The 12,021-nt window shown below is 45.8% G+C and carries 11 protein-coding genes and 1 pseudogene; 3 read left to right on the top strand and 9 right to left on the bottom strand.

What is annotated here, in order from left to right:
• Positions 1 to 90: 90 nt before the first annotated feature.
• The 6 genes and pseudogenes from ACXAG2_RS19780 to dcm form a co-directional block, all read right to left on the bottom strand.
• Positions 91 to 1,083 (bottom strand): annotated as a pseudogene (locus ACXAG2_RS19780) (type II toxin-antitoxin system HipA family toxin); the annotation flags it as partial.
• Positions 1,080 to 1,385: a helix-turn-helix domain-containing protein gene (locus tag ACXAG2_RS19775; RefSeq protein ID WP_071178140.1), complete on the bottom strand. Its 306-nt coding sequence runs from the start codon at positions 1,383 to 1,385 to the stop codon at positions 1,080 to 1,082. The pseudogene ACXAG2_RS19780 and the gene ACXAG2_RS19775, both read right to left, overlap by 4 nt.
• Positions 1,386 to 1,817: 432 nt before the next feature.
• Entirely contained in the window at positions 1,818 to 2,942 is a 1,125-nt protein-coding gene (locus ACXAG2_RS19770) for a hypothetical protein (protein WP_474869861.1), read from the bottom strand.
• 48 nt (positions 2,943 to 2,990) lie between these two features.
• Positions 2,991 to 4,340 (bottom strand): type II toxin-antitoxin system HipA family toxin, encoded by a 1,350-nt coding sequence (locus ACXAG2_RS19765; protein ID WP_474869859.1) that lies wholly within the window; start codon positions 4,338 to 4,340, stop codon positions 2,991 to 2,993.
• On the bottom strand, positions 4,330 to 4,620 hold the full coding sequence (locus tag ACXAG2_RS19760; RefSeq protein ID WP_001011876.1) for a helix-turn-helix domain-containing protein: 291 nt from the start codon (positions 4,618 to 4,620) through the stop codon (positions 4,330 to 4,332). Before ACXAG2_RS19760 ends, ACXAG2_RS19765 begins: the two co-directional genes overlap by 11 nt.
• 398 nt (positions 4,621 to 5,018) lie before the next feature.
• Positions 5,019 to 6,296 carry a DNA (cytosine-5-)-methyltransferase gene (gene dcm, locus ACXAG2_RS19755; RefSeq protein WP_474869857.1) on the bottom strand — a complete coding sequence of 426 codons (1,278 nt, stop codon included), beginning with the start codon at positions 6,294 to 6,296 and terminating at the stop codon, positions 5,019 to 5,021.
• Between the two features lie 99 nt (positions 6,297 to 6,395).
• On the opposite strand from dcm, the gene ACXAG2_RS19750 reads away from it, so the two are divergent.
• The 3 genes from ACXAG2_RS19750 (at position 6,396) to ACXAG2_RS19740 (ending at position 8,459) form a co-directional block, all read left to right on the top strand.
• Positions 6,396 to 6,854 carry a very short patch repair endonuclease gene (locus ACXAG2_RS19750; protein ID WP_474869854.1) on the top strand — a complete coding sequence of 153 codons (459 nt, stop codon included), beginning with the start codon at positions 6,396 to 6,398 and terminating at the stop codon, positions 6,852 to 6,854.
• A gap of 65 nt (positions 6,855 to 6,919) precedes the next feature.
• The gene (locus ACXAG2_RS19745) at positions 6,920 to 7,402 is read left to right on the top strand and encodes a nuclear transport factor 2 family protein (RefSeq protein ID WP_474869851.1); all 483 of its coding nucleotides are present in this window, start codon (positions 6,920 to 6,922) and stop codon (positions 7,400 to 7,402) included.
• A gap of 115 nt (positions 7,403 to 7,517) precedes the next feature.
• Positions 7,518 to 8,459, top strand: coding sequence for an alpha/beta hydrolase fold domain-containing protein (locus ACXAG2_RS19740; RefSeq protein ID WP_474869848.1), 942 nt, complete (start codon positions 7,518 to 7,520; stop codon positions 8,457 to 8,459).
• 151 nt (positions 8,460 to 8,610) lie between these two features.
• Here the strand turns inward: ACXAG2_RS19740 and ACXAG2_RS19735 are convergent, their stop codons facing one another.
• The 3 genes from ACXAG2_RS19735 to ACXAG2_RS19725 are packed head-to-tail and all read right to left on the bottom strand — an operon-like array spanning position 8,611 to position 12,018.
• Positions 8,611 to 9,636 carry an AraC family transcriptional regulator gene (locus ACXAG2_RS19735; RefSeq protein WP_474869846.1) on the bottom strand — a complete coding sequence of 342 codons (1,026 nt, stop codon included), beginning with the start codon at positions 9,634 to 9,636 and terminating at the stop codon, positions 8,611 to 8,613.
• 58 nt (positions 9,637 to 9,694) lie between these two features.
• Positions 9,695 to 10,948: a glycerate kinase type-2 family protein gene (locus ACXAG2_RS19730; protein ID WP_474869843.1), complete on the bottom strand. Its 1,254-nt coding sequence runs from the start codon at positions 10,946 to 10,948 to the stop codon at positions 9,695 to 9,697.
• Positions 10,945 to 12,018, bottom strand: a complete 1,074-nt coding sequence (locus tag ACXAG2_RS19725; protein WP_474869841.1) for a tartrate dehydrogenase — start codon at positions 12,016 to 12,018, stop codon at positions 10,945 to 10,947. The genes ACXAG2_RS19730 and ACXAG2_RS19725 overlap by 4 nt, the downstream gene beginning before the upstream one ends.
• Between the last annotated feature and the right edge of the window lie 3 nt (positions 12,019 to 12,021).

Raw genomic sequence — 12,021 nt, 5'->3', positions numbered from 1 at the left:
CTAAATAAATCCGGAATCAGTGTTCAAATGATTCCAGAATAGGTGTTCAAGTGTTTCCGGAATCGCTGTTCAGATCCGGCCGGAATATGCACCATTCGTTGTTAATAAAAATCCATGGTTACGCAGGTGATCATCCGTGTTAGACACCGCAATATTAAACACGATACGTCGCCATAACTGCGCTAAAGCAGCTTCGGTTTGTGCACCAGAATTGGAAATAAATTCAGCAATCTCTAAGTAGCTGGCACCTTGAGATTGTTCACCATCATAGTATTGAAGCTGTGTCATGGCCGATGAAAAATGCAGCCGCTTTTCACCGTCGCGGTCAAACCGTTTGGTTAAAAAGGTATGATGCCCAGAGGAAAACTGCCTAATCTCACTTGGAAACATGTCAACACCTGCCGCCAACGCCAATTCATAACAGACCATCTCCCACGCGCCCACATCATGGGTATCGTTTAAATTGGGAAACTTAGCAATCCACAAGTGGCCTTGTTCATCTGTGACACAAGCCTTGGGCCTTGCACCACCTAATGATGAGCCTGGAGAAATCAGCATTTTCAACCAGCGGTAATACTCGTCACTGTCGATGTTATCGTCTTTTTCAATCTGCATTGCTGCGTGCTCTAGCTCTCGCAAAGAAGCCATTGGCGGCGCAGCAAACTCAGCGTTGTCATCTAAGAACGCAGCCGAGCCTGTTCGCTTAAATCGAATACCACCCATCCGGTAAGAGTCGTGCACGCCCAGCAAGTAATCCAATTCGTTTAATCGACTTGTTGCTCGGATGCCTTTGCGCGCTTCAATGGCCGCACGCCGCTGCATTAAAATACGTCCCCATCTATCGGGAGATTAATCGAGAAATGCACGAAAGTTTTTATCGGCTTCATCGTTGTAGAGTTCACCGGAGTGGAGGGTCAGGATGGGATCAATTTGCAAGCGATAGGCTGAAGTTAAAAATGCTTTATCGTAGGCAAAACTAAACACGCCACCTCGGCTTGAATCGCTGTAAGAAAGCCGCCCTATCAGCAAAGGCGCCTCAATTGGCTGCCAGTCGGCATAGACTTCGACGATTTCACGGCTCATCTTGAACCTTCCAGCAATTTTATGTTTTGCAGCTTGATGCCCACTTCATCATGAGCGGCCATTTCTGCAAAGTTGCTTTCCATGCCAAGAACGGCCATCACCTTTAGGTAAGTGCCTATGGCAACGCCCGGATCACCTGCGAAGACTTTGTTCACGGTTTTATGGTCAAAACCAGTACGTTCACACAGCAGCTTTTTGGTAAAACCACGTCTTTTCATCGCCAACAGCAAGTCTTCACCAAACTGCGTCAGGATTTTGCGCTGCTTGGGAAACAATACATTGTGTAAGTCACGCTTAGCCATATCACCAACCAAAGGGACTATATTCCCACTATTTAACCGTTAATGGGAATATAGTCCAACTTTGAATCCCAAGCAACTCCAACAATTTGCATATGGGACTATATTCCCATTTTACTCAATATAATTGGATTTATATCCTACTTTTGGGTTTAGTTTGCGCGTTGGCCAAGGCGATGATGTGAATGCCAAAGACCATCAAATTACACTTTTACGCGCATAAAAATGTAAAAATCCTCACTTTTCTGCGCGTAAAAGTGTGAAATGCAAGTTGAGCACTCGTCAGTGTATTTTACTGAATGGATAAATGCAGCGGTTAGAGGTCTACACAAAGTTACCTTATGGGTAACAATTTGTAGACCTTTTGGCGGGCTTACAACCTTCAATTAACCCTCAATCAGTTTTTTGCTAACGTCATTTGGCCAGTCTCTTGCCTCATCGTTTAAGCAAATCACTCAACCGATTTAACAGCGCTTTACGGCTATTATTCGCCACAACAAAGCGCTTAAAACGTTGTTCAAACGCCGCTTCATCCGCTTTGAACTGATAGGCATCAAACAGCTGATGTAGATAGCGTGATGCCGCATCGTAACCACTAGCGCAAGTTCGATCCGCTTGCTCTTGTGATTGCTGCCAGTAGTGCTCACGCTGATTGTAGATATCCGTCAACGCTTTTTCTTTTTCCGCTTTTTCGATGGCTAATTTTTTTGCGAGTGCTGCGGCTTGCTCTTGCTGTAATTGACTTTGCGCTTGCTCAATGAAAGGAGAAATGACGGCGGGGGTTAACCAGTATTGATAGATCTCGTCTGTGTTGGCAGGTTCTTTTCGCGTCAGCGCTAAGGCTTGGTGACGTGTAAGCTGGCCTTGCTCAAACAACGTGCGTAATAGCGTGTCCTTCTCTGCTTCCGAGAGATTATGGAGCCACGCATCAAGCGTAAGCTGAGTTTGTTTGGCTTGGTGACTGGGTTGTTCGCTCAGCACCATAGCGAGCGCCTTAACCAATGCTAAGGGAATATCATACAGTGCCGCAAATGCCTGCAACTCTTCACTGAGGTGTTCAAAATCGAATTGAATCAACGGCATTTGCTCAACGTCATCATTAAAATCAAACGCTTTGAGCCACATGAAGTACACAAGGCGCCAATCCCCATGCATTAACCCGCAGCGTAACCCAGCTAAATACTGGAAAAAGTCGTCGGCATGCTCATCGTCAAAATATTCGTCATACTCCTCAAGGGAAAAAATCAGCAACTGCCACTCATCGTTTTCGTGAACATGAAGCCCATCACTTGAAAAGCCAAGTAAAGCTTCAGGGAGCGTTCCTGCTGGTAGCTTGATGTAGGCATCGATTGAGCCCCAATCGGCATAGTAAAAACCAATATCAAAGTATTTTAATATCAGCTCAGAAGGCTCCGCCTTTAGGTCACTGTAGGTGTAATACACCTGAAAGGACGTAGCGCTGATCTCGGCACGGCTTGAAATTGATCGGAGTGCTTGACGTGCTTTAGCATCTAAATACCCATCCAGACGCTCAAATTTATAGTATTGATATTCGCTCACGATGACCTTGTTATGTATTTATTGTGAATTGAAAAGTTTGTTTTACTTTCATTGAAAAAGCGCGGCATTTTCCTGTTTGCGCTGATCCAATGTCTTAGCAATCGCAGACACTGTTGTTTTACTGATCCCTTGCTGCTGTGCCAGATAAGCAAATTGACTGATGGCTTCTGCCACTTCTTCAATGACTTGCCTTGCATCATGCCAACTCCCATAGCCAGCACTGCTCGCTAGTTTTTGCATCACCTTAAGCGGTGGCGCTTTGCCATAACCGCCGAAAGCAGTGGCGTGTTCGTTGAATGGATGTGGGCTGTAGGTAACATCGTAAAAAGGTGCGGGATTCCATTGACCGTCATCCGCTTGCAAAAACGCCCAGTTTTTACTGTGATCGTCTTGATTAGACGACAGCAGGTTAAAAACGGCACGGCGAAATTGCAGCTGCCCAGCGGCTGGAGATTTACAGAGCTGTCGGCTGGCTTTAATTAAGTCAATATAATCTAAACTTGGCGTTCGAAAGTCTGCATCCAGTAGCCCGCAAGCGCTGTGCATATGCAAGCGACCTGCACTGCGATTGCCGCTTAAATTGGTCTGCTCCGTGACATAATCAAAACGCTTAAGCGCCAACCAGGCAGACGCACCGCTTGTAGGTGGTGCTTCAATGAGTTGCCATTGCGGCGGTTGACACTTAGCAAGTTCTGCCATTTGTAAATAAACCGCCTCACACAAACCTTCTTCATGGCCGAGCGCGAGATTTTTAGAAGTAAATTTAATCAGCCATGCTTCATCACCAAGCTTTGCAAAGGTTCGACAATGCTTAGTTTCTCCAGCAGGCATATAAATCTGCGCTTTAGGCCTTGCCCCGCCCGAACTACCACCCGCGACCAATGCAGCCAAAACCTGTTGAGTATGCCCATCTAACTCATCGTGATTATCATCCATATAATCTGACATTGAAGAATCGAACAGCGTTTGTGCTTCTAGGCCTAAAGTAGCTAAATCAATGTCCGCATGCGTCGTGGCTGAAAACTCAGACACCGGAGAAAAAGACAATGCTCCCATGCCTTTATCACCGACAAAGGCCAGTCTATCCATCGCAGTTAATTGATTAGGTAGGATGCCCTTTTGCCGGAAAATACGATCTTGTAACAACATGCCCCAACCATCGGGCAAACAATCACCAAATACGCCATGTACACCTTGGTGCGGCGCTTTAGGTGCGGCTTGAACTTGCGTATTCGACTGCAAGGTAAACGGTGATAAATTGCCAAACTGCTGCAAATAGTCGTCAGCATACTGAAAAAAAACGCCTTGCCGATTCTGCGCCAAGACTCCAACAGAGATCTGCTCACCTGAGCTTAGCGTACGAGTAACATTAAGCTTCTGAATCGGTTTAAAACTCATCTTTTAGCACCTCATCAATACTCGTGGGTATAGCAGCGCGTTCTTTGCTAAGTTGCGTGAGCTGATAAAGCCTATCTAGCGAATCAAGGGTCTGCCATAGCAACAGCAATTGACGAAATGAAATTTGCCCGGTCAGCTCAAATTTCTTAATGGTGGCCGCAGGTACGCAGCTTCGCTCAGCCAATGCAGCGCGCGACAGCTTTGCCTGCTTGCGTAACTCACGTAAATAAGCCGCATAAGCTTGGCTTACATCGGTATCATCAAGTAAGGTAAAATTCATCCGCAAAGACCAAATGGATACAGTTATATCCATTATAGCGAAATAAAACAGGAAGTGGACACTATGATATCCATAAGTGCGTAGAGTGTTGAAAAAATCACTCGATAAAGCCCTTCAAAACTGCTATGTTTTATCTCTAACAGCAGCGTAAAAACGGCACTGTTTTTCCGTAGTCATAGCCAAGAAGCACCACTAAGATTTAGTAAAAGCCATAGGCAAGTGGTGGGCAGTTTGGTGGGCAAACAAGCATTTTTGAACGGTTTCTTTTCGGTAACTTATTGAGTTTGTTAGGGTCTAGACCGCTACTCAATGAGCAGATTCAGAATATCGAATAAATATTTTCTGTTCACATAAGCGCTTTTAAGAAGCCCTGTACCCTCTTTCAACACAGGGCTTTTTTATTTCCGCCTCATAAACGCCACCATTTCACTGGCGACGGCCCTGATCACATTTACACAGACTGAGTTGCCAAACTGTTTGTAGATTTGGCCCTGAGATACAGCATCAACGATGAATGTCTCAGGAAAGCCCTGTAATCTTGCACATTCTCTTGGTGTCAGTTTACGCGGATTCTTCTTCAGTGCGCTCTGGTCAATCAGGATCTCGGACCCGTCTTTATAATAGCGGGCACTGATCGTGTTGGTGTAGGCACTGTCGGGCGTAAACAGTGAATAGCCGAACCCGTTACCTTTTTGTTTATGCTCCGCTTTACGCTTCTGATGGCCCGTCCAGAGCCTGTCTGACAAGGTGTAACGATCATCTTTGGCTGCCAGTTCGGACGCACTCTCAAGAATATCGCCTACACGGGTTGGTATGTTTGGTGGTTCCGGCCAGCGAAAATGTGCATTGATATCCGCTTCGCTGAAATGATCTTTATCGAAGCCGATGATAAATACCCGTTCACGGTTTTGCGGGGCACCGAAATCTGCCGCCCGCAGCACTTTATAATCCACCCAGTAATTCAGCTTCTCAGAAAGAGCATGACGCGCTTCCTCACTGAGAGGCATATCATCCGGTATACTCTGAGTAAAATCTCCCCGCAGGATGGCCTCAATGGTTTTAAGTGTACGACCTTTATCATGGCCTTTAAGCTGCTTTACGTTTTCCAGCAGGAATGCTTTCGGGCGCTTTTCAACAAGGATGCGCTGAATTTCAAAAAACATGGTGCCGCGGGTATCGCTGAACCCTTTTTTCAGACCTGCCTGCGAAAATGCCTGGCATGGAAACCCGCCCAACAGCACATCGTGATCCGGAATATCTGCCGCGCGGATTTGGGTAATATCGCCGTGTGGCATTTCACCGTAGTTCGCAAGATACGTTTTTTGTGCAAATTTATCCCATTCTGAAGTAAATACACACTTACCTCCCAGATCTTGAAATGGAAGCCGTATACCTCCCACTCCGGCAAAGAGATCGATAAACTTAAAGTGGTATTCTGAGCCGGTAGCTGCGAAAGGCGCTTCTCTGGCCAGTTGCACCATGCGTTTTTCCAGGGTTCTCACTGCTTCTGCTTTTTTAGCCGAAGGCAAATGCTCGCCATTTTCCCAACCGCGAACTGTCCGCTCGCCCTGATTGCCCAACCCCAAAAGATTTGCAAATTCTGTTCTGCCTAATCCCAGCCGCTCACGTATACACCTGATATCATCAGCGTTAAGATTCTGGTTTTGTTTACTCATGGGGAGACTTCTGTTTATCCGGTTTTTATCCCTGCGAGGTTAGCATCAGAACAGATCAGCTACCAGCGCTTTGTCATTCAAAACGGAAGGAAACTTTTATTGGCAGACGTACACGACAAAGCTACACGAAGTAAAAACATGTCTGCGATAAAAAGCAGAAATACAAAACCGGAACTACTGGTCCGGCGGGCGCTGTTTGCCAGAGGGTACCGTTACAGGAAAAATGTTAAGCGGTTACCGGGCTCGCCGGACATTGTGTTACCCAAATACAGAGCCTGTATTTTCGTGCACGGCTGCTTCTGGCACATGCACGAACAGTGTCATCTGGCACACTTGCCGGAAACAAGAACAGCATTCTGGCTCACCAAACTTAAGCAGAATACAGTGCGGGATAAACGCCACCAGCACTACCTGCTTAGTCAGGGATGGAAGGTAATTATTGTTTGGGAGTGTGCCCTGAAGGGGGTTGGCAAGCTGCCTTTTGAAGAAGTCATATCACGACTTGAGAAACTCATCCATATGAAGCACGGCCTTAAAAGAGCACTGGAAATACGCTGAAGCCAGAGACGTTTGTGCCCACCCGCAAGTAATGTACTATACCGGTTTAGCAAAAGGAGAATGAGATGAAACGGTTAAGTTGTTGCTTGTTGTTTATGCTGTCACTGTCGGTGTCAGCCAGTCCTCAGGAAGAAGTCAGCAACGTGCTGGATAAGTTTCATCAGGCTGCATCTGATGCCAGCTACACTGCGTATTTCAGCCTCTTTTCAGCCAATGCTGTATTCATCGGTACCGATGCGGGAGAAACCTGGCCGGTTGATGAATTTAAAGCCTATGCGAAGCCATATTTCGATAAGGGGCAGGGTTGGACCTATCATCCCCGGGACAGGCATATTTATTTTTCTGCTAACGGCAATACGGCCTGGTTTGATGAACTTCTTGATAATGCGAGCTATGGTGTAACGCGGGGAACCGGTGTACTGGTGCTTGAAAAAGATAAATGGAAAATTGCCCAGTATCATCTGACCATTCCTATTCCTAACCAGTTAGCCAGAACAGTCACCGAAATGATAAAGCTTTCCTCTGCTGAGATACCTGTAGCAAATTAACTAAAAGGACTGGCGATAGCATGATATGGACAGTATTTAACATACTTTCACCATTCTGTTTTTTACTTTTTAACATTAGCATCTTCTATCGCCTTCAACTTTAGGAAATTACCTGATGCGCACAATTTTAAAGGTTATTACTCTAACATTGTTGTTTACAGCTCTTCCCGGATGCAATTTTTCCGGATCAAACGGTAAGTCTAAAAATCAAGTGGACAAAGTTATCCCAGCCTATAATGTAAAAACACTGACTTACAAAACGATCGGTAGTAAAGCTCTTCAACTGGATTTATATATACCCAAACAGAGTAAAGCGGAACATACGCCTCTTTTGATATGGGTTCATGGAGGAGCTTGGTTCAGGGGCTCCAAAGACGAATTTATTTCCAAAAATGGTACCTTGGCTGATAAATTGATAAATGAAGGTTACGCAATTGCCGCGGTCAATTACCGCTTGAGCGGAGAAGCCGTTTTTCCTGCGCAAGTAGCAGATATCAACGATGCAATTAACTATTTGGTAAATCATGCCAGTCAATACAATATCAGTACTGATAAAGTTGGTATTATGGGACGCTCTGCAGGTGGTCACCTGGCCTCTCTGATTGCTACATCTAACAACGATACTGAAACTGGCTTCTATGAGGCAAGTAGACAGCCCGAATACGATATTGCTGTAGTTCTCGACTTCTTTGGCCCCAGTGATATTAATGCTATGAGGGGAAACAGTGGAAATGTTGACCATGACGCACCAAATGCAGCAGAAGCAAGGCTCCTTGGCGCCTCTCCTGTTGAAAGACCAGATCTAGCTAAATGGGCATCATCTACTACATATATTGATACAGATACCCCACCTTTCATCATCATGCACGGAGATGCTGATGGAGTTGTTCCGGATAGTCAAAGTAGAATTTTGAAAACCAGGTTGGGGGAATCAGGAGTATCAAATAAGTTAGTTGTTGTACAAGGCGCCGGTCATGGCGACCCGGTATTTGATACCGAAGAATACGTTGATATGGCCGCTGAGTTTATTAAAAGTTATCTTCCGGTTACTCAGTAATTATTGGCTGCTCTTGCTTTGTGTACGAAAAGCAAGAGCAGCTAAAGCTGTGACCGCAAAAAACTCTATGTCTAACTCGCTATCTTTAGTTAGTTATGTAAACGAGAATGGCAGGCGTTGACTCATATGCAATTGAAACTTTGAGGATTTACTATTCGTCTATAGTCTTCATTCTGTATGCTCTGGGCGTGTCTCCCGTCCATGACCTAAACGCCCTGGTAAACACAGCGGGATCGGAATATCCTACCCTTTCAGCAACTTCATTTATTGAAATTGTCGTCTGCGAAAGGAAATGCATTGCTCTGTCACGACGGATTATATCTTTCAATTGTTGAAACGAAGTCCCTTCACCTCTGAGCTTCCGCATTAACGTCCTCGGAGTCATATGCATTTTGTTTGCACAGTACTGAATCGTAACAATACGATTTTGCAGGCCTGATTTGATAAGAGGTTTCAATTCACCACTCAAACTGTAGTCCGCTTTGTACTGCCGGAACAGCTCGAGAGGACAACGGTTCATAAAGACCTTCAGACTTGCACTGTTTTGCCTGACTTCTCTATCCAGGTAATGGGTTGGGAATATCAATGAAAGTTCTTTGCTTTCAAAATTGTGCGGCCCTGGGAAGAGATAACTATATTCACCGACATGAGCGGGCGTAGGATAAGGAAAGTGGCTTTCAATAATGGGCAGTTCATCGGCAATTAACCACGCGGCGTAACGATGCCATGATAAAAGACAAATCTCAGCGAACAGATGGTGATAATCCAACTCAGGTTTATGCAGAACAAGGCGCAGGGTGACCGATTTACCATTTTCTTGCAGAGTTATTTGCTCACGTCTGAATAACAGGTTGTAAAAACGAATTCCTAAAATAAGGGCTTTTCTCAAGGTCGGCTGATTTACGGTTAACTGTCCCATCATGTAGTAGGAGCCGTACGGAATGACCATGTCATTAAGACCCATACTTTCATCATTCATCCACTGCCAGATAGCTTTTTGCAAATCCGCCAGCTTTTGTGTCGGAATACGATGTTCAGGCCGGTATAGATCCTGTCGCGATAGACCGATACCTTGCATCAGAATATCAACATCTACCCCCTTCAAAACAGCGGCCTCGATTAGTGCAGTCAAGTAATGATTAGCAGCAGATCCATACTCCATTTTTTCAGTGTTCACCGTCTGACTCTCATAGATTCCTGGTACATTTCTAACTTAAATAAGAAGGCAAAGTCATTTAATCCACGAGAATAATGCGTATGTCATTCACATTAGTCAACGTTGGTCCGGTGATAAATAAATCCCCCATCTCTTTAAAAAATGAATAGCTGTCATGCTTCGTAAGATATTCTTCAAGATCCAAGTTATTTTCCATAGCTCTGAATTGACTATCTGATAGTAAAAATGCTCCAGCGGCATCTTCGGTACCATCTATGCCATCGCTGTCTATGGCTATTGCACCGACACCTTGAAGATTTTCCAATTCATTCATCAGCGCCAGAACGAATTCCGTGTTTCGGCCACCCCGTCCATATGATTCACCTGAAATGGTAACCGATGTTTCTCCACCACTGATGATAGCCAAAGGAGGTTTATCAGGAAAACCTGCTGTTTTAGCGGACTTCACAATGGCAGCCATGATACTGGCCAGGACCTGGCTATCGCACTCAATTTGATCACTTAGCACGACAGGCTTATAACCGTATTTCTTTGCTTCTTCCGCGGCGCGTTGCAGAGCCTGTCGGGGAGATGCGACAATCGTGTACTCTACGCTTACATCATCGCCCGACTCTTTGTGCTGGTGAAGAGGAACGAATTGGTTCCACTCGGATAACCCATATTTCTCGAGTATTTTTTGTGCACACAACGGTCTTCTTGTGTCTGGTATTGTTGGGCCGGAAGCCACATCTTCCGGTACATCTCCGGGTATATCACTCACTATCAGATTAAATACCCGTGCAGGCGCGGCAGCTTTTGCAAGCTGGCCGCCTTTGACCTGACTCAGTGCTTTCCTGACTACATTCATTTCACTGATAGATGCGCCACTTCTCAATAACGATTGGGTAATTTTCTGCTTCTGAGAAAGATGAATACCTTCAACAGGTAATGCACAGCACGCTGAGCCACCACCGGATATCAAACTAATGACCAGATCATCTTTTGACAAGTTAACTACGGCATCCAGCATTGCCCTGGCAGCACGTTCGCTATTCTCGTCGGGTACCGGATGTCCTGCTTCGATTACTGCAACTCGTCCCGCACAGACACCATGTCCATATCGGGTTGCAACTACGCCAGAGAGCGGCACACCCTCCCAGTAGCAGTTTAATTCCGCCGCCATCAATGCGGACGCCTTACCTGCCCCTATCACAACACACCGCCCCTTGGGCGGTGCGGGCAAACAAGCAAACCAGTCAGCGGATGGAACCACGCTATCAATAGCTACCTGAGCAATAGCTGTTAATGTTGCTTTTTGTACATCTGCATTCATTTCGCGTGATCACGAATATAGTGAATGACGGCTTCAGTAACGTCTTTTGTCGTTGCTTTACCACCTACATCAGGAGTCAGTTTTCCTACACCCGTGGCGTGCTCTATTGCTTCCATCAGTAAGGCTTCGAGCTCAAACTCCCCGAAGTGATTCAACATTTGTGCTGCACTCCAGAAGCATGCAACCGGGTTAGCTATTCCTTTTCCGGTAATATCAAACGCTGAGCCGTGAATTGGCTCAAACATCGACGGAAAGCGACGCTGAGGATCGATATTGGCAGTCGGTGCAACACCCAGACTTCCCGCTAAAGCACCGGCTAAATCAGATAAGATGTCTGCGTGAAGGTTCGTTGCAACAATGGTATCCAAAGATTCTGGTTTTAGCGTCATACGCATTGTCATAGCATCAACCAGCATTTTGTCCCAGGTTACATCGGGAAATTCCTGCGCCACTTCGGCCGCTATTTCATCCCACATAACCATACCATGTCGCTGTGCATTGGATTTGGTGACGACCGTTAACTGCTTCCTTGGACGGCTCTGAGCCAACTCGAAGGCATAACGCATAATACGGGTCACGCCCACACGGGTAAATATGGACACTTCTGTCGCAATTTCCTCTGGCATTCCGCGGTGAGATCGCCCTCCCTGACCCGAATATTCACCCTCAGAGTTTTCCCTGACTATTACCCAGTCCAGATCCCCGGGCTTACAATTTCTTAACGGAGAACTAATTCCGGGCAATACACGGGTTGGTCGCACATTAGCGTACTGATCAAAATTCTGGCAAATATTTAATCGCAGGCCCCACAGAGTTATGTGGTCTGGTACGTCTGGTGCCCCCACCGCTCCGAATAATATGGCATCGTGTTTCTTTAACTTTTCTAAGCCATCATCTGGCATCATTTCGCCGTGCTTTTTATAGTAGTCTGATCCCCAGTCGAAAAACTCAAAATTAAAGGTCGCTCTTTTGGTTTCCTTCTGTAATACATTGAGAACGTCAACGGTTTCGTTGATGACTTCTATACCTATACCGTCCGCCGGTATCGCCGCAATTGAATAGTTTTTCACATT

It is taken from the genome of Alteromonas sp. ABH4_456, assembly GCF_056160645.1.
Note: the sequence above shows the minus strand (reverse complement) of the source record. Positions and strands in the feature narration are given on the sequence as shown.

Coding starts and splice junctions, on each gene's coding strand:
- ACXAG2_RS19775 (WP_071178140.1), bottom strand. CDS start 1,385: ATGGCTAAGCGTGACTTACACAATGTATTGTTTCCCAAGCAGCGCAAA.
- ACXAG2_RS19765 (WP_474869859.1), bottom strand. CDS start 4,340: ATGAGTTTTAAACCGATTCAGAAGCTTAATGTTACTCGTACGCTAAGC.
- ACXAG2_RS19760 (WP_001011876.1), bottom strand. CDS start 4,620: ATGAATTTTACCTTACTTGATGATACCGATGTAAGCCAAGCTTATGCG.
- dcm (WP_474869857.1), bottom strand. CDS start 6,296: ATGAGTAAACAAAACCAGAATCTTAACGCTGATGATATCAGGTGTATA.
- ACXAG2_RS19745 (WP_474869851.1), top strand. CDS start 6,920: ATGAAACGGTTAAGTTGTTGCTTGTTGTTTATGCTGTCACTGTCGGTG.
- ACXAG2_RS19740 (WP_474869848.1), top strand. CDS start 7,518: ATGCGCACAATTTTAAAGGTTATTACTCTAACATTGTTGTTTACAGCT.
- ACXAG2_RS19730 (WP_474869843.1), bottom strand. CDS start 10,948: ATGAATGCAGATGTACAAAAAGCAACATTAACAGCTATTGCTCAGGTA.